Genomic DNA, 17,547 nt, shown 5'->3' with positions numbered 1-17,547 from the left:
TGACAAGCAAACGCAAGCAAAGCAAGGTTGAAGAATGTCGGAATCTGTCGGAGCACCCCTTCCCGCCGACGTCCGCCGCGAGCGCATCCTCGACATCGTGCGCGATCGCGGCTTCGTCCGCGTCTCCGACCTCGGCTCGTCGTTCGGCGTGTCCGACGTCACCGTGCGCGGCGATCTCGACGCCCTCGCCGCCATCGGGTCGGTGCGCCGCGTGCACGGGGGAGCGGTCGCAGCCCTCGGGCCCGTCGCCGAACCCTCGTTCGAGCAGGCCTCCGACGCGTTCGCGAGGGAGAAGCGGGCCATCGGCCGGGCGGCGGCTGCGCTCGTCTCATCCGGTCAGAGTGTCTTCCTCGACGTCGGCACAACGGCGAACGCTGTCGCGGTCGCCCTCGCCGAACGCGAGGACCTCACCGACGTCGTCGTCATGACCAACGGACTCAACATCGCCCTCGCGCTCGAGCCGGCCATCCCGCGATTCACCGTGCTCGTCACCGGCGGAGCGCTCCGTCCTCTCCAGCACTCCCTCGTGAACCCGATGGCGCTCCGGCTCTTCGACGACCTCCACGCCGACCTCGCGATCATCGGATGCAACGGCGTGCACCCCGAGGCCGGCGTCACGAACGTGAATCTGCCGGAGGCCGAGGTGAAGCGCGCGATGGTGGAACGCGCCGGACGGACGGCGGTGATCGCGGACGGCTCGAAGCTCGGCAACGTGCACCTCGGTCGCATCGCGCGGCTCTCGGAGGTCGATGTGCTCATCACGAGTGCGTCGGCCCCCGCCGGAGCGCTCGAGGAGTTCGCCGCGCTCGACCTCTCGGTCACTCGCGCCTGATCGCCTCTGGTCGGCCGCGCGCGCCGGATGTACCCTCCTCGTGACGGTGAGGTCGAAGCCGTCACCTTATCGATCGGAGGACGACGATGTTCAAGACGACCCCAGCCTTCAGCGGCTTCTCGGTGGACGACATCCCCGCGGCGCGCGCGTTCTACGCCGACGTCCTCGGCCTCGACGTCCGCGAGGAGAACGGCATGCTGTTCCTGCAGATCCACCAGGGACAGCCCATCCTCGTCTACCCGAAGGGTGATGCGCACCGACCGGCGTCCTTCACGATCCTGAACTTCCCCGTGGACAACGTGGAGGCCGCCGTCCGCGAACTCGCCGATCGCGGGGTGGAGTTCGAGCGATACGGCGGCGTCGACGATCTCGGGATCATGCGGGCCGGTGGTCCGCTCATCGCGTGGTTCACCGATCCGGCCGGCAACATCCTCTCGGTGATCGAGAGCAGCGACGCGTAGTCGAGGGCCGTCAGCGCGCGTAGCGTTCCGCGAACGCCCGCAGCACACGGTGCGAGGCGGCCACATCGGCCGCGGCCACGCGTTCGGCGACGGCGGCCGTCTCGGCCGGGTCGAAGTAGCCGTGGGTCGAGTACGTCAGCACCCGCTCGACCATCGCCTCCACGGTGAGTTCGGGGTGGAACTGGGTGGCGTAGCGATTCGCGCCGATCCGGAACGCCTGCACGGGGCACGCGTCGCCCGTCGCGAGCAGTACGGCGTCGGGAGGAAGGACGGCGATCGCCTCCTTGTGGCCGACGAACGCGTCGAACTCCGTGGGCAGGACCCCGAACACCGGGTCAGCTGCGCCCTCATCCGTCAGGCGGATGGCCGCGGCCGACGAGCGCTCGCCGTACGTGCGGTCGATGACGGCGCCGGCGTGCCGGCCGAGGGTGCCGATGCCGTAACAGGCGCCGAAGAACGGGATGTCGTGGGCGGCGACGAGACCGAGCAGCTCGTCGAGCTCCCTCTCCACCCGCAACTGCACGGCCGGCTTCGATTCCACGGGATCCGTCGACGTGAACGGGCTCCCGGCGAGGAAGACCCCCGAGTAGTCCGCGAGGTCGAACGTGGGAGGAAGCGGCGCGACGTCGAGACGGTGGTGGGCGAGCTGGCTCGGCAGCAACCCTGTGAGCTCGACGAACAACTCGTACTCGTTGGCAGCCGTCTCGTCCTCCACGCGCGTGGTGAGGAGGAGGAACGGTCGCATCCGCCCAGAGTAGCGCCGCTCCGACCCCCGAACGCGGCGTCGATCACCCCCGCCGTGTACGCCCCCGCGTTCTGGGTCGACGCACGCTGTCGCCTTTCCGACATAATCGGACATGAGAGCCGATGTGCACGCCGACCCCGACGGGTCGACGAGGAGATCGTCCGAGGTCGGGGGACCGCGGTAGCCGTTGCACATGACGTATGTCGGGACGTGTCCCGAGCGTCGAGGCGAGCCTTGGGGGAGGATCTCATGGAAAGCAATCGACCCGTCGAGTCCATTCGCTATCGACCCGCCCTGCGCACCTGGCGGTCGACCCGGAGGCGGCGCCCGTCTGAGCGAGCGCTGACTCCCGTCGCGACCGGCCCGCACATCGTGCCGCCTCCGCGTGCGGAACGCGCGCGAAGCATCGCGGTGGTCCGCAACACCGAGACCATTCATCCGGTCCCGCTCGTCCGTGAACCGGCACCCCTCGTTCGGGCGCCGTGGGTCGCGTCGGAGGAGGGTGATCCCCGCCAGGATGCACCGCGCGTCCGTCAGGCGGCGACGGCGCGGATCGCTGCGGCGCCCGTGCTGGGCTCCCGCCGCGAGCGGCGAGAGGCCGAGCGACGCCTCGCCGAGCGAGGACTCGTCCTGCCGGTCGCGTAGGCTCGGAGCATGCCGATCGCCCTCATCCGACATGGCCAGACCGACTGGAACGCCGCACTCCGCATCCAGGGATCGACGGACGTGCCGCTCAACGACACCGGTCGAGCGCAGGCCGGCAGCATCATCGACCGTCTCGACGCCTCGCAGTGGGACATCGTCGTGAGCTCGCCTCTGTCGCGCGCGCGCGAGACGGCCGAGATCCTCGCCGCCGGACTCGGGCTCGAACTCGGACCGTCGATCCCCGAGCTCGTCGAGCGCGGCTACGGCGAGGCCGAAGGGGCCACAGCCGAGAAGGTGCGCGAGAACTGGCCTGATCGCCAGTACCCGGGCATGGAGCTAGAGACCGAGGTTCAGGCCCGCGGTGCGGCGGCCCTTGCAGCGATCGAGGATCGTTTCCCTGGTCGCAACGTCCTGGCCGTCAGCCACGGCACACTCATCCGGTTGACCGTCGGCTTCGTGACCGGCACAGTCGTCGGTCCTCTGCCCAATACGGCCATCGTGGAGCTCGACCACGTCGACGACGAGTGGATCCTCGTGGACGCGGAGCTCACCGTCGAGGGCGTCGAAGCGGCCACGCGCATCGGTCACCCGTCGCCGGCCGCTCGCTGACCTCTCCCGTTCCGCCGAGCGATGTGAACCGGCGCGGGTGGTCGTCCGAGAGTCCGCAGACCGCGAACGATGGAGGACAATAGGGCGGGTGCCGACCCGTCATTCCCCCCGGACCATCACCTTCCTGATCCTCATCGGTCTCGTCGCCGGCTTCATGTCCGGACTCTTCGGCGTGGGCGGTGGCATCATCATCGTGCCGGCCCTCGTGATCCTCGCAGGCTTCGAGCAGCGTCTGGCTGCCGGCACCTCGCTCGCCGCGATCCTTCCGACCGCCATCGTCGGCGTGGTGACCTACGCGATCCAGGGCCACGTCGATGTGGTGGTGGCCCTCATCCTCGCCGCGGGTGCGGTGGTGGGCGCCCAGATCGGGTCGTGGCTCCTCAGCCGCCTTCCGAAGGCCGTTCTCCAGTGGGGCTTCATCGCCTTCCTGCTGGTGGTCGTGGTTCAGCTGTTCCTCGTCGTGCCGTCGCGTGACCAGGGCATCGAGCTCTCCGTCGGCCTGATCGTGGGGCTCGTCGCTCTCGGTCTCATCACGGGTGTGCTCTCCGGTCTGCTCGGGATCGGCGGAGGCGTCGTCGTCGTGCCGATGCTCATCCTGCTCTTCGGATCGAGCGACCTCATCGCCAAGGGCTCGTCGCTGCTCATGATGATCCCGACGGCGCTCTCTGGCACGATCGGGAACGCTCGTCGCAAGAACGTCGACCTCCTGGCGGCCTCTGTCGTGGGCGTTGCGGCCTGCACGACGACCACCGTCGGTGCTCTCGTGGCCGGTGCCCTCGCGCCCGAGGTGGCGAACGTCCTCTTCGCCGTCTTCCTCGTCCTCATCGCGGCGCGCATGATCTCGGACATGGTGCGGGCGCGGCGCCGCGCCCGCCGGGAGGCGTCGGAGGCCTGACCCCGCGGAACGCCTCGGCTTCGGGGTCCGGACGTCGCTCGCTGTAGGCTGAGGGGGTGTCTGTGAACCCCGCGATCCAGGGCAGGGAGTTCCCTCCCGTCGCCCCATACCTCGTCGGTCGGGAGAAGGTGCGCGAGTTCGCTCGTGCCGTCCTCGCGACCTCTCCGCTCCACGTCGACCCCGAGGCCGCTCGCGCCGCCGGCTATGCCGACGTCGTCGCGCCCCCGACCTTCGCCGTCGTCATCCAGGAGGCGACGCTCGCGCAGCTGCTGGCCGAACCGGACGCCGGGATCGACTTCACGCGTGTCGTCCACGGCGACCAGCGCTTCACCTTCGGTCGGCCGATCGTCGCGGGCGACGAGCTCACCGCGACCCTGCGCGTCGCGAGCGTCAAGTCGCTCGGTGCGCACTCGATGGTCACGGCCGAGACGACCGTGACGGACCCGGACGGCGTCCACGTCGTCACGGCCATCTCCACTCTCGTCGTCAGGGGGGACGAATGACTACGCAGCCGGCAGGCCTCGGTATCGACACGCTCGCCGTCGGCGATGTCGTCGCCGAGCGCGAATACACGCTCACCCGCGACACTCTCGTCCGCTATGCGGGTGCGTCCGGTGACTTCAACCCCATCCATTACCGCGACGACGTCGCCGCGAGCGTCGGCCTGCCCGGCGTGCTGGCGCACGGGATGCTCACGATGGGCCTCGCCGTGCAGCCGGTCGTCGACGTGGTGGGCGACCCCGGTCGCGTCACCGACTACCAGGTCCGGTTCACCCGGCCCGTCGTCGTCGACCCGCAGGACGGTGTCTCGGTGACGGTCTCGGCGAAGGTCGGGGCCCTCTTCCCCGAGGAGTCGTCGGCACGCCTCGACCTCACGGTCTCCGTCGACGGCACCACCGTGCTCGGCAAGGCGCAGGTGCGCGTCCACCTCGGATGACCGCCGTGACGCCTTTCTCCTCCCTCACCACGTTCCGCGTGGGCGGCGAGGCGGCCGAGTTCGTGGAGGCGACGACGCGCGAGGAGCTCTTCGCGGCTCTCGAAGACGGCTGGCGCCGCTATGACGACTGGATGGTCGTCGGCGGCGGGTCGAACCTCCTCGTCGGACCCGATGGATTCCCGGGCATCGCGATCGCTCTGCGCACGACGGGCATCGACGTCGTCGAGGCCGACGGGCTCCCCGACGGCGTCGTGCGCCTACGCGTTCAGGCAGGCGAGTCGTGGGACGGTGTCGTCGCCTTCGCCGTCGACGCCGGACTGGGCGGGATCGAGGCCCTCTCCGGAATCCCCGGTTCTGCCGGCGCTGCGCCCATCCAGAACATCGGAGCCTACGGAGCCGAGATCGGTTCCGTCCTCGCCTCCGTGGAACTGATGGACCGCTCGACCGGCCTCCTATCGCACGTGCCGTCCTCCGACCTCGAACTCGGCTACCGCACGTCGGTCCTGAAGCGGCACGGCGGCGCTCCCGCCGAGCGTGAGGCCGTCGTGGTGTCGATCGACCTCGATCTGGTCCGCACCACGGACGGCCTCGGCGGCCCCGTGGCCTACGCTCAGCTCGCGGGGGCCCTCGGGGTGAGCCTCGGGGACCGTGTACCGGTGAGGGCCGTGCGTGACGCGGTTCTCGCGCTCCGAGCGTCGAAGGGCATGGTCCTCGACGATGGCGACCCCGACACGTGGAGCGCCGGGTCCTTCTTCACGAACCCGATCGTGTCGGAGCGTTTCGCCGCCTCTCTGCCCGCCGACGCCCCCCGCTGGCCCGTGGGCGACGTGGAGGAGCCGGTGACCGTACTCCCGCTCGACGGTTCGAAGGGCTTCGACCTCCCGCCGGCCCCTACCGACGAGCAGGAGCGGCTCGTGAAGCTCAGCGCCGCCTGGCTCATCGAGAACTCCGGAGTGCACAAGGGTTTCACCCTGCCGGGATCTCGTGCAGGGATCTCCACGAAGCACACGCTCGCCCTCACCAATCGTGGGGGTGCGACCGGCGAGGACGTCGCCGCTCTCGCCCGGTACGTCCAGGCCCGTGTCCAATCGGAGTTCGGGGTGCTGCTCCGTCCGGAGCCCGTCGTCGTGGACCTCGACATCTGAATCCGAGCTCGAGGAGCAGGCGGAGCATCACCTCGAGGAGCCGACATCGAGTAGCTGCTCGATCCGATTCCCACAAGGAGGACGGGTCGTGGAAGGGGGTCGTCGACCCCCTTCCGTACTCCGTCCGCTTCGATAGGCTCGACCTCGTCCTGATCGAGGAGGAGAATTCCGATGTCGCAGCCACCGCCCTGGCCTCCGCAGCCGCCGTCCTCACCGGGGAACGAACCGCCCCAGCCTCCTCAGGGCCCGAGCGTGCCGCCTATTCCTCCGCCTCCCGGGCGTGACACGGCCCCAGCTGACCAGAGCCCGGAACACACGGCGACCCCGGACCCGGAGCCGGCTCCGGAGCCCGCACCGTCCCCTGTTCCAGAACCCGAGCCGACGCCAGAACCGGAGCCCGTGCCGACCCCGGAACCGGAGCCCGCGCCGTGGTCGACCCCGGCGCCGGAGCCCTCCCGCCCCGAGTCGCCCGGCCTGCCCGGCGCTCCGAGTGCGCCGGAACCGCCGGCGGCTCCAGAGCGGCCGGCCACCCCCGAGTACCCTGCGGCACCCGCGCCTCCGACCACACCCGAGCCGCCGTCGTACGAGGCCGCTCCGCCGACGTCCGCGTACCCCGCTCACGGAACACCGACTCAGGCGTATCCGACCGAGGCGTATCCATCGGCGCCGGAGCAGCCGTCGCAAGCCACGAGTTTCGGCCCGGGCCAGTACCCGCCGCAGGATCAGGTGGGCCCGCAGGACCCCTATGGTCAGCAGCCCTCGCACGGCCAGCAGAACCCCTATGGCCAGCACAACCCGTATGGCCAGCAGAACCCGTACGGCCAGCAGCCCTCGTATGGTCAGCAGGCGCCCTACGGCCAGTCTGGGTCGTACGACTCGGCGAACGGGGGCGCACCCGTCCCGCCTCCGGCCTACAACCAGCCGCCGCCGCAGCCGGGTGGGTACGGAAACTCCGGCGCCTACCCGCCCGCACAACAGCCCGGATACGGGACCCCGCCGGCCCAGCCGCCGTACGGCGGCTACGGCTACGGCGGCGGCCAGCCGCCGCAGCCCCCGAAGAAGAAGGGGCTCCCCGGGTGGGTGTGGGCGATCATCGGTGTCGGTGTGCTGGCGCTCATCGCCCTCGTCGTGGTCGTCGTCCTGATCGTGACGAGCGCTCTGGCGCCCGTGGGCTCGACCGACGAGGGATCGGGAGGCACGGAGTCCGAGGCGCCGATCGAATCGGAGACGCCCACCCCCACGCCGACCGATGCTGCGAGCGACGGTGTCATCTCGCTCGACGAGTACGGCGTCTTCGAGGCCGATCCCGACCTGTCGGTCGAGCTTCCCAGCAGCTGGGAGCAGACCGTCACGGACGACGATGGTCAGGACGTCTGGGTGTCGAACTCCCGCGCGTGCTCGTTCGACACGATCGTCGACTCGGGGACTCCTGGCGACACGGACGAGGAGGGCGGCGACGAGACCGTGACCCTCGAGACGGTGGAGAGCGACGCCGAGGGGCTCGCCGACGGCTACGACGTCGCCGAGGTCATCGAGACCGGCGGCACGGTGACACTTCTCACCGAGGACGGCACGGAGATCGAGTTCATGACGAGCGAGGTCGACTACGTCACCGAGGACGGAGCCGACGCCTACTTCCTCATCGGTACCCGCGTGTTCGCCGATTCCGGAACGTACCTCTCGTTCGCGCTCTCGTGCGAGACCTCGGAGGACCCGTCCTTGTTCGACGACGTCGTGGAGGCGGTCACCGTCACGACCGGCTGATCCCTCTCCCGACGACGAAAGTGCGGGCTGTCATCGATCGGATCGACGATGACAGCCCGCACTTTCGTCGGTGCAGCGAGGGCGCGCCTCAGCCGAAGAGACGGGCGAGGCGACGTGCCCCCTCCACGAGCTGCTCATCGCCGAGCGCATAGCTGAACCGCAGGTAACCGGACGGACCGAACGCTTCGCCCGGGACGGCTGCGACCTCGGCCTCGTCGAGGATGTAGTCGGCGAGCTCGAGGGAGGTCTCGATCGTGCGGCCGCCCCATTCGCGCCCGAGGAGGGCGGAGACATCGGGGTACACGTAGAACGCGCCGTCCGGCGTGGGGGTGCGGAATCCGTCGATCTTCGCGAACTCCTCGATGATGAGATGGCGCCGGCGGTCGAACGCCTGCCGCATCTCCTCGGCGGCGTCCTGCGGACCGGTGAGGGCCGCGATCGCTGCGCGCTGCGCGATGTTGTTGACGTTGCCGGACAGGTGCGACTGGAGGTTCGCGAGCGCCTTCACCGCATCGGCGGGACCGACCGTCCACCCCACCCGCCAGCCGGTCATCGCGTACGTCTTGGCGACGCCGTTGACGAGCAGGGTCTGCTTCGCGAGCTCGGGCACGGCCTCGAGGATCGAGATGGCACGCTCCCCGTACGTCAGGTTCTGGTAGATCTCGTCACTGATGATCCAGATGCCGTGCTCGAGTGCCCACTCGCCGATGGCGCGCGTCTGCTCGGCGGAGTACACGGCCCCCGTCGGGTTGGACGGCGAGACGAAGAGGAGCACCTTCGTGCGGTCTGTTCGCGCGGCCTCGAGCTGCTCCACGGTGACGAGGTAGCCGGCGTCGGCGTCGGCGAAGACGGGCACGGTGACGCCGTCGGCGAGGGCGATCGCCTCGGGGTAGGTGGTCCAGTACGGCGTGGGGACGATGACCTCGTCGCCCGGGTCGAGGAGCACCTGGAACGACTCGTACACCGACTGCTTGCCGCCGTTGGTCACGACCACCTGCGAGGGCTCGACGGCGATGCCGGAGTCTCGGAGGGTCTTCGCCGCAACGGCTTCGCGGAGATCGGGCAGGCCGGCCGCCGGGGTGTACCGGTGGGCCTTGGGGTCACGCACGGCGACGAGGGCCGCCTCGACGATGTGCTCGGGGGTGGGGAAGTCGGGTTCCCCGGCCGCGTAGCTGATCACGGGTCTGCCGGCCGCTTGGAGGGCCTTCGCCTTGGCGTCGACCTTGAGGGTCGCGGATTCGGCGATGGCGGAGATCTTGGAGGAGAGTCGCGAGGTCACCCGTCCACCGTATCCCTCCACCCGCCTCCGAAAACGTCGACGGCGCTCGAATCTTCACGAGTGGAGGAACTTTTCATTCGAGAGAGCGGCGGTGCGCGACATGACCCCCGAATGGGGAGCGCCCGGAAACGGGTATCGACGTTCTCCTGTTTCGCCGGGAGACTGGGCACACGCCCCGATGCACACGGGGTGCACACCCTCCGACGCACACGGGGGGACGGAACACGACCTGGGGGTCGAGGAATGACCACGTACGACGTCGGAACGCAGCCGTTCGGCCAGCCGACCGTGCTCGAGGGGACTGAGCGTGCGCTGGCCCGCCGCGATTCCGCGCCCATCCGCGGCATCCTCTTCGGCCTTGCGATCGTGGTCCCCATCTGGGTCGGCGCCGGCTTCGGCATCGCCGCGCTTCTCTCGAGCTAGGACACGGGCCTCTCTCTGCCCGGAGGCTCCGCCGCTGCCGTTCGAATGGCGCGTTCGAGCGCTCAGAGGGGACGCCGTCCGCTGAACAGCGCACGGCTTCGCGCTCACCCCTGAGACGGGGGGGGCAGGGGTGTGGAGGGAGTATTCCCCAAAACCTGAGGATTCGTCATAATCGCCCCGGGGGTGCGGTAGCGCGCTCTCGATCGCCGGGGGGACTGTTCGAGCCCGATTTCTCGAACAGAGACAAGAGAGTCATTTATGGGTGCGTTCACCGCGCCGCTGGTGGGGTCAGGGACGCAGCCGCGTCCACGCCGCCGGCTGTCATCCATCGTTGTTGCAGCGGCTGTCGCGGCGCTCGCCGCGGGTCTTCTCGCCGCAGATTTCACCGCCCCTGCCGTCGCGGACACGGCGCCCGTGGCGCCGACAGATCCTCGAACACCCGAGACCGTGTCGACGGACGTGTTGCCGGCCCCGCAGATCGGTGACGGGTTGTCGACTGGTCTGAACGACACCAAGGGGTCAGGCGTCGTCTGGGACCAGATCGTCATCGGCGACACCGTGTACGTCGGAGGATCGTTCCAGCTCGCACGGCCGGCGGGAGCTGGTCCGGGGGAGCACGTCGTGTCACGGTCGAACTTCTTGGCGTACAACCTCAAGACCGGTGCGCTGCTCGACTACGCTCCCGCCTTCAATGGTCAGATTCGCACCATGGCGGTCTCCGCCGACCAGAAGACGCTCTACGTGGGGGGATCGTTCACCTCGGTCGCCGGCGCAGTGCGCTACAGACTGGCCGCCATCGACGTGGCCTCCGGCGCTCTGACCTCGTTCGCACCGACGCTCAACTCGACGGTGCGGGCTCTCGCCGTGTCGAAGACCACGGTCTACGCGGGCGGCGTGTTCACCTCGGCCCAGAAGACCGCCCGGTCGGGCCTCGCAGCTTTCTCCGCGTCGAACGCAGCGATCACCCCGTGGGCCCCCGTCGCCGCACCCGGCACGGTGATGGCTCTCGTCGTCTCGCCTGACGAGAGCAAGCTGATCGTCGGAGGACGTTTCACCACGCTCAACGGCAGCGACAATCCAGGTCGCTCGATGGGCGCGGTCCGCGCCGACACGGGTGCGTCGCTGCCGTGGAAGGTCAACGCGCTTCTTCGGAACGGCGGCCCGAGCTCGGGCATCACTGCCCTCACCAGCAAGGGCGGGAGCGTCTACGGAACCGCGTATCTCGCGAACGGTCACGAAGGAAACTTCGAGGGCACGTTCCGCGCATCGTGGACCGATGGAACTCTCGAGTGGGTCGCTGATTGCCACGGTGACACCTATTCCGTCGCCGTGTCGGACACCGCCGTCTACACGACCAGTCACGCGCATGCATGCGAGGGTGTCGGCGGCTTCGCTGAAGGGACCAAGAGCGTCTCGTCCGACGTCTACCACCGCGCCCTGGCGTTCTCCACGGAACGGACCGGAACACTCCGGCCGTGGACGGTCTGGCCGTACGGCAACTTCGGCGGACAACCGGCCCCGTCCCTGCTCGACTGGTACCCGGACGTTCGTGCCGGGAAGGTCACAGGGACCACCCAGGCCGCGTGGGATGTGACGACAGCGCAAGGCTACGTGCTGCTCGGGGGTGAGTTCCCGACGGTGAACGGAGTGAATCAGCAGGGGCTTGCGCGGTTTGCGCCGAAGACGATCGCACCGAACACGGACGGCCCGCAACTCGAGAAGGCCGCCATGGCTCCGACGGTGACGAGTTGGGGTGGCTCCTACGCGAAGATCTCCTGGGCGGCCAACTATGACCGGGACAACGCGTCGCTGACGTATCAGGTGATCCGCGACGGGAACACGTCGAAGCCCGTGTTCCAGACCACCGTGCAGTCACGGTTCTGGCAACGTCCCACCGTGCAGGCGGTCGATGGGTATCTCACGCCCGGGAAGACGTACTCGTACCGGATCCGTACGATCGATCCCTTCGGGAATGTGAAATTGGGCAACGCCGTCTCGTACACGGTGCCGGCGAACCCGATGTGGACGTCTCCTGACTTCCTCACGTCGTACGACAAGAAGATCCTGCAGGATCAGCCGTCGATCTACTGGGGGATGAATGAGCCGGGGGCGACGGCCTACGACTGGGCCCGCTCGAACAACCATGCGCAGACGGTCTCCACGCGAGGATCGGGCGTCGAGGGGGTCGCGGGTGGTTCCGCCGCCGTCATGAACGGCGTCAACTCCTACGCGTCCGCGGTCAACGCCGTGACCGCTCCGAACGTCTACTCGAACGAGATGTGGATCAAGACGACGACGAAGGCAGGCGGGGTCATCATGAACTTCGCGAGCTCACGTTCGAGCGGCCCCGACGCCGCAGAAAGATTCGTCGTCATGAACAATGCGGGCAAGCTCGTCTTCGGCGTCACGCCGGTGGCAGGCGTCGTCGACTCGGTCAGTTCGGCCGCGTCGTACAACGACGGGCGGTGGCACCATGTCGTGGCGACGCTCGGGACCGGAGGGTTGCAGCTCTACGTCGATGGCGCGTCTGTCGCGAGCCGGGCGACTCCGACCGCTGGCTACGCCTACTCGGGCTACTGGCACATCGGTGGACATACGGGTGCACAGTCGTGGGCGGGATCCCCTACCACGTCGAACTTCTTCGCCGGATCGATCGATAACGTCGCGGTGTACAACCGCGTGTTGAGCTCGGCTCAGGTGGCGTCGCACTATGCGGCTGCCGCTCCGAAGGCGAATGTTCTGCCGGTGGCGTCGTTCACGTCGAGTTCGACGGAGCTTGCCGTGTCGGTGGATGGTTCCGGTTCGTCGGATGCGGATGGGAAGGTCGCGTCGTATGCGTGGGACTTCGGTGACGGGTCGACCGGCTCGGGCGCGAAGACGTCGCATGCGTTCGGGAAGGCCGGCACGTACACGGTCGCTCTGACGGTGACGGATGACCGGGGTGGGAAGTCGACGGTGTCGAAGCAGGTGACGGTGTCGGCGACGCCGACACCTCCGGCCCCGGCTGGTGTGGTGGCGCAGGATGCGTTCGAGCGTTCGGCGGCGTCGGGGTGGGGTTCGGCGACGACCGGTGGTGCGTGGGCCGCGGCGAAGGGGTCGACGTCGTCTGTCGGCGACGGTGTCGGAAAGTTGACGGGTGTGAAGGGTCAGACGAGCACTGTCGCGCTTCCGGGGGCGTCGTCCGACTCGAGTGACACGACGCTCACGTTCCGTCTTGATAATGCGGCGACGGGTGGTGGTCAGGCGGTCACGGTCGTGGGTCGTCAGATCGGTGCGGATTCGTACACGGCTCGGGTGTGGGTGCAGTCGAATGGGGTGTTGCAGTTGCAGTTGCAGCGGTCCGGGAAGTCCCTGTCGGTGTTGAACCTGAAGGATGTCGCGTACGTGGCGGGGGAGCCGGTGCACATCCGGTTCCAGGTCACGGGTACGGTCACGACGACGGTGCAGGCGAAGGTCTGGACGACGGGTGCGGAGCCGGCGGACTGGACCCGATCGGTGACGGATACGACTGCTGTGTTGCAGGCGGCGGGATCCGTGGGGCTCGGGCTGTATGTCTCGGCGTCCGCGACGGCCGGGTCGACGGTGTCGTTCGACGACTACCTCGTGAAGAAGGTCACGCCGTAGCACCACGATGAGAGACGGGCGGGCGTGCTCGGGAGCTTGGGCTCTCGAACACACCCGCCCGTCGTGAGGGGCGTCGTATCCGCCGGATCGGGACCATGTGAGGGGACCACGATGGTGGTCTTTGCTGGCAGGGACGAGGTCCGGCCGTCACAGTGCAAGAAACACAGACACTCCACCCCGTCAGCGGAGCCCCACATGGCGAGCACGCATTCGATCCACCACCCACCGACCCCACACCGGTCGACCTTCATCCCGCCGCGGCGAGAAGCGCGGCAGGATCGACGATGGGCGCTTCGCGCACGACATCGACGGTGGTGGTTCGCGGCTGCCGGCGGGATGGCGGGCCTCGCCGTCGTGTCTGTCAGCGCAATCCTCACCACCCGCTGAGCCGGAGATGTGAGGCGGTAGCTGCTCGGGAACGGCCTGGAACACCGCCTCGCCCCGTCAGCCGAGGAGCGACGCCCCGAGAGCTCGGTCGGAATCGAAGCCCGGCAGGATGAGGAAGGTACCGCTCGCCGTCGGCGTCGCGAAGGCCATGAGTGCATCGACCTCGTCGAGGCGGCGCTGCGTACGGGTGAAGACGTCGAGTTCGTTCTGGAAGCAGATGAACATGAGCCCGGCGTCGGCCACGCCGTCGGTTCCACCCGCTGCGACGCCGTTGTCGAAGGCATAGCCGCGGCGCAGCATGAGCGCGCTGCCCGTGAAAGTGGGGTGCGCCGCCCGCACGTGCGAGCGGAGGGGGATGAGGAACTCGCCCTCCGGGGTCTTCGCACCGAGATCCGCCTCGTCATGAAGCCTCCCTCCGGACATCGGAGCTCCGCTCGCCTGCTTCCGACCGACGATGGCCTCGCGTTCGGAGACGTCGAGCGACCCGAATTCCGCGCGCGCGAGACGGAGACGCCGGACGACGCAGATGGTGCCGCCCTGCGCCGGTCCGTCGGAGATCCACACGTTCTCGTCGAGCTCGTCGGCTCCCTCCGGCACGACGATCCCGTCGTGGAAGCCGAGCGGATTGCGGACGATCGTGCCCGATCCCGGGCCTCGGTAGACGCGCTGCGTGTAGCGGACGGAGCCGATCGGTCCGCCGTCGCCGACGGCGTTGTCGATCGCCGCGAACACCGCATCGAGCTGACCGGGATCGGAACCGTACGCGGCCACGAAGAGGTCGCCGCCGATCATCGTCGGTTCGATGCCGTCGTCGCCCTGGAAGGTCGGCATGTCGTCCGCGCCGGGCGTGCTCGGGTGGAGAGACCTGACGAGTCGGGGCCCGATCCCCACGGTGACCGTGAGGTCACCCGGTCCGTCCGCGAACAGTTCCGGATCGTGGAGCGGGGTGTCGGTCGCGCGCTCGATGACGTTCTGAACGGACCGGAGGGCTGCGGAGATCGTGTCGCGATCGACGACGGCGAGATCGAAGACGCGGACGAGCCCGTGCGGCTGGGGCGTGCCGGGCCGCGCGATGCCGGCCTGATGCGCGCCGTACGGCGACGGCGAGCGGCTCTGCGAGGCCGTCGTCGGCTGTGCCGATGCGGTGACGCTCGTCGCACCCTGGAGGGCTGACACGATCGCGCCGCTCGCGATCGCGCCGCCGGCGAACGCTCCGCCGCCGAGGAGGAGCCCTCGGCGGCTCACCGTCCGGCTCTGCTCGGGGCCGGATAGAGGAGGAGCGGTCACTGTGCCCTCGTGAGGTCGGAGAGGAGGTCGGACGGGGGGACGTCGACGTCGTCGAGTGACGGCATGTCCGTGGCGTCGGGAAGCGGGTCGGGGAGCGACGACACATCGTCGAGAGAGGGTTGCGCCGGCGGAGCGTCTACACGGAGGAAGCTGACCCCGGGGGGCACCTCCACGGTGGGGAGTGCTCCGGAGGCCTGCGAGGTCGATGAATCCGCGCAGGCGAGGTCGAGCCCCTGCGGCAGGGTGCTGAGTGGCCCGTCCGACTCGGCGCAGTTCCCCGAGGCCGGCGCCCGGTCGGCGGACGTGTTGGCGACGTCGACGCCGTTCCCCTCGAGGGTCGAACGCTCGATGCGGTTGTCCGTGGCCGCGAGGTCCTCCGTGCTGGAGAAGACCACTCCGGCCACCTCGTGACCGGTGACGACGTTCGCGTCGAACAGGTTCTGCTGGCCGCCCTGCACCCCGATACCCACCCCGAAAGCACCCTCAGCGTGGGCCGGCGACTCCGAGGAGTTGTTGTCGGCGACGACGTTCCCCGCCACCACATTGGCGTGCTGGGGGGTGAATGCCTCCTGGTAGTTCGAGATCAGCGTCATCCCCACGCGGTTGTCGGAGAAACGGTTTCCCGTGATCACCACCGAGTCCGAGGCGTTGGCGTTCTCGAAGCCGATGGCGTTGCGCTCCGCCACGTTGCCCTGCACGAGGGTGTCGCACTCACGGCACTGGCCCACGTAGATCCCGCTGTCCGCTGAGCCCGACGCATACGAGTCCGTGATGGAACCGTGTTGCGCGTTGAACGCGTAGATCCCGTAGAGGCCGTTGTTGTAAGCGGTCACATGATCCACGCCGAAGCGCTGCAGCGGGGGGAAGTCGTCGGGATCGAAGGGCGCGTAGCCGGACGCGCCGCGCGCCTCCGGCCCGTCCTCCGTGTGCACGCCGGTGATGAGCACGCCGTAGTAGAGGTGCGAATGCGACGTGAGGTTCTCGACGCGCACGCCGTCGGCGATCCCGACGACGCCGTAGGGGCGGACACCCTCGCCGTCGATGACGGTCTCGTTGCGGTCCTCACCCCGGATCGTCACGTCGGCGACGTCGACGATCACGCTCTCGCGGTAGACGCCGGGCGCGACGAGGATCAGGTCTCCCGGGGTGGCTTCGGCGACCGCGTCGGTGATCGTGGGTGCGTCGTCGGGCACCCGGATCGTGTCCGCCACGGCCGGGGGTTCCGTGGGGGCGCACCCGGCCAACGTCATCGATGCGAGGACGATGGCCAGGACTGCGCGTGCGCTCCGGATTCCCACGGGATGAGGCTAAGCGGCGGCACGTGCGCACGCGGGGGGTGAAGGCCGCCAGCGCGCCCTCTGGCATTCTGACTTCACCCCGGCTTTCACCCCGTGATTCGCTCTCGCCTCACTCACCCGAGGTCGCGACGTCGGGGAGCGGCACGTCGCCGTCGTCCGAAGCACCGAACACGATCGTGGCGGTGCTCGAATCGGCGAGAGTCACCTCGGCCCGTTGGATCACGCCGTCGTCGGAGACGAGGAACCGCGGGATCGTCGCGCGTTCCACCGGCTGGCCCGTCGCCGGTGCGATCTCGTCGGAGCTCGGCAGCTGGAACCAGACGCCGTCCTCTGTCGAATCGAGCCACAGCGCATCGGATTGGGCGAGCAACTGAGGGTTGTCGGGTCGATCGACGCCCGTCGCGGACACGAGGGCGAGCGTGGCGAGGAGCGTGGACGCGGACGAGTCCATCTCGAAGAACTCCCACTCCCATGCGGGGTCGACGGCGGGTATCCCTGCCTCCCAGTCCGGCGCCGCGCCCTCGACGACGGCCTCCCCGACGACGCTCGTCGTCCACCACACGTAGTTCGTGTACTCCTCGGCCCCCACGGTCGATCCGTCGTCCGTCGGAACGACCTGCACGAGCCCGGCATGGTCGAGGAAGTCGTAGTAGCCGGTCAGCTCCGTGCTGGTCTCGGGGCCGGCGATCGTGACGTCGATGCGGCGGGTACCCGCGTCGTAGTTGCGGAACCGCGCAGCTGAGAGCAGCTCCGACTCCGACGTCGTGAGCCGGCGGGCGTCCTCCTCCGACGAGGTCGTGCAGGCCGCGGTCGAGATGACGAAGACCACGCACACCAGCGCGGCGAGAACGCGTCGCAGCCCGGTCGCGGGCCGTGAGGGGGAGGTGGTCATGCTGGCTTCTTTCGTCGGATCGGCACGGATCGGTGTCGCTCGATCGCAGGAAACGTAGCAGGACCGCGTCGGGCGCGATCGTCGCCGACCGCAGCCGTGACGGCGCATTCCCCCGGCGCGCACACCTGCCCCACGAACGGGGGACCGCCTGAGAATCCGGTGTGAGATGCGGGATGAAAAAGGTCTCTTCCTTCTCCCTCACCGCTCAGGTCGCGTCGCTCCCATGCCCGAATAGGACGGCTTGCATTCGAGACCTAGGGAGAAGTGCATACATGAGATTCCTCTCATCCGACTCCTCCACCGCGTCACGGGGGACTTTCACCA

Annotated in this window: 16 protein-coding genes; 11 read left to right on the top strand and 5 right to left on the bottom strand. The window is 68.9% G+C overall.

All coding sequences use genetic code 11. From position 1 onward, the window contains the following. Positions 1 to 34: 34 nt before the first annotated feature. Complete coding sequence (locus CLV49_RS02905; protein WP_106562192.1) at positions 35 to 832, top strand: DeoR/GlpR family DNA-binding transcription regulator; 798 nt, start codon at positions 35 to 37, stop codon at positions 830 to 832. Positions 833 to 918: 86 nt separating this feature from the next. Next, complete coding sequence (locus tag CLV49_RS02900; protein WP_106562191.1) at positions 919 to 1,293, top strand: VOC family protein; 375 nt, start codon at positions 919 to 921, stop codon at positions 1,291 to 1,293. 10 nt (positions 1,294 to 1,303) lie between these two features. On the opposite strand, the gene CLV49_RS02895 is transcribed toward CLV49_RS02900, so the two are convergent. Further along, complete coding sequence (locus CLV49_RS02895; protein ID WP_106564842.1) at positions 1,304 to 2,038, bottom strand: glutamine amidotransferase; 735 nt, start codon at positions 2,036 to 2,038, stop codon at positions 1,304 to 1,306. 249 nt (positions 2,039 to 2,287) lie between these two features. Between CLV49_RS02895 and CLV49_RS18105 the strand changes: the two genes are divergently transcribed. The 7 genes from CLV49_RS18105 to CLV49_RS18605 all read left to right on the top strand — a co-directional run bounded on the left by CLV49_RS18105 (position 2,288) and on the right by CLV49_RS18605 (position 8,033). After that, complete coding sequence (locus CLV49_RS18105; RefSeq protein ID WP_127054547.1) at positions 2,288 to 2,683, top strand: hypothetical protein; 396 nt, start codon at positions 2,288 to 2,290, stop codon at positions 2,681 to 2,683. Between the two features lie 9 nt (positions 2,684 to 2,692). Further along, positions 2,693 to 3,292, top strand: a complete 600-nt coding sequence (locus CLV49_RS02885; RefSeq protein WP_106562189.1) for a histidine phosphatase family protein — start codon at positions 2,693 to 2,695, stop codon at positions 3,290 to 3,292. A 79-nt stretch (positions 3,293 to 3,371) separates the two neighbouring features. Beyond that, positions 3,372 to 4,187, top strand: coding sequence for a sulfite exporter TauE/SafE family protein (locus tag CLV49_RS02880; RefSeq protein WP_424979059.1), 816 nt, complete (start codon positions 3,372 to 3,374; stop codon positions 4,185 to 4,187). A gap of 56 nt (positions 4,188 to 4,243) precedes the next feature. After that, positions 4,244 to 4,690 carry a MaoC family dehydratase N-terminal domain-containing protein gene (locus tag CLV49_RS02875; protein WP_106562188.1) on the top strand — a complete coding sequence of 149 codons (447 nt, stop codon included), beginning with the start codon at positions 4,244 to 4,246 and terminating at the stop codon, positions 4,688 to 4,690. Then, positions 4,687 to 5,124 (top strand): MaoC family dehydratase, encoded by a 438-nt coding sequence (locus tag CLV49_RS02870; RefSeq protein ID WP_106562187.1) that lies wholly within the window; start codon positions 4,687 to 4,689, stop codon positions 5,122 to 5,124. Before CLV49_RS02875 ends, CLV49_RS02870 begins: the two co-directional genes overlap by 4 nt. Next, positions 5,121 to 6,269 carry a UDP-N-acetylmuramate dehydrogenase gene (locus tag CLV49_RS02865; protein ID WP_106562186.1) on the top strand — a complete coding sequence of 383 codons (1,149 nt, stop codon included), beginning with the start codon at positions 5,121 to 5,123 and terminating at the stop codon, positions 6,267 to 6,269. The genes CLV49_RS02870 and CLV49_RS02865 overlap by 4 nt, the downstream gene beginning before the upstream one ends. A gap of 399 nt (positions 6,270 to 6,668) precedes the next feature. Further along, a complete protein-coding gene (locus tag CLV49_RS18605; RefSeq protein WP_208019914.1) occupies positions 6,669 to 8,033 on the top strand; it encodes a hypothetical protein in 1,365 nt (454 codons plus the stop codon). A gap of 88 nt (positions 8,034 to 8,121) precedes the next feature. On the opposite strand, the gene CLV49_RS02855 is transcribed toward CLV49_RS18605, so the two are convergent. Continuing rightward, positions 8,122 to 9,312: a pyridoxal phosphate-dependent aminotransferase gene (locus tag CLV49_RS02855; RefSeq protein WP_106564841.1), complete on the bottom strand. Its 1,191-nt coding sequence runs from the start codon at positions 9,310 to 9,312 to the stop codon at positions 8,122 to 8,124. A gap of 243 nt (positions 9,313 to 9,555) precedes the next feature. Between CLV49_RS02855 and CLV49_RS02850 the strand changes: the two genes are divergently transcribed. Together CLV49_RS02850 and CLV49_RS02845 are read left to right on the top strand one after the other, a co-directional pair. Continuing rightward, entirely contained in the window at positions 9,556 to 9,735 is a 180-nt protein-coding gene (locus CLV49_RS02850) for a hypothetical protein (RefSeq protein WP_106562184.1), read from the top strand. Positions 9,736 to 10,182: 447 nt separating this feature from the next. Beyond that, a complete protein-coding gene (locus tag CLV49_RS02845; RefSeq protein ID WP_158261891.1) occupies positions 10,183 to 13,359 on the top strand; it encodes a PKD domain-containing protein in 3,177 nt (1,058 codons plus the stop codon). A 444-nt stretch (positions 13,360 to 13,803) separates the two neighbouring features. Here the strand turns inward: CLV49_RS02845 and CLV49_RS02840 are convergent, their stop codons facing one another. From CLV49_RS02840 to CLV49_RS02830, 3 genes are all read right to left on the bottom strand, one after another. Next, a complete protein-coding gene (locus CLV49_RS02840; RefSeq protein ID WP_106562182.1) occupies positions 13,804 to 15,033 on the bottom strand; it encodes a Dyp-type peroxidase in 1,230 nt (409 codons plus the stop codon). Next, entirely contained in the window at positions 15,030 to 16,331 is a 1,302-nt protein-coding gene (locus CLV49_RS02835; RefSeq protein ID WP_208019919.1) for a right-handed parallel beta-helix repeat-containing protein, read from the bottom strand. Before CLV49_RS02835 ends, CLV49_RS02840 begins: the two co-directional genes overlap by 4 nt. Before the next feature lie 109 nt (positions 16,332 to 16,440). Next, entirely contained in the window at positions 16,441 to 17,223 is a 783-nt protein-coding gene (locus CLV49_RS02830) for a hypothetical protein (RefSeq protein ID WP_106562181.1), read from the bottom strand. Positions 17,224 to 17,547 lie beyond the last annotated feature (324 nt).

Source organism: Labedella gwakjiensis (assembly GCF_003014675.1).
GTDB lineage: Bacteria > Actinomycetota > Actinomycetes > Actinomycetales > Microbacteriaceae > Labedella > Labedella gwakjiensis.
The sequence above is the reverse complement of the archived record's forward strand: the minus strand, read 5'-3'. Positions and strand labels throughout refer to the sequence as shown.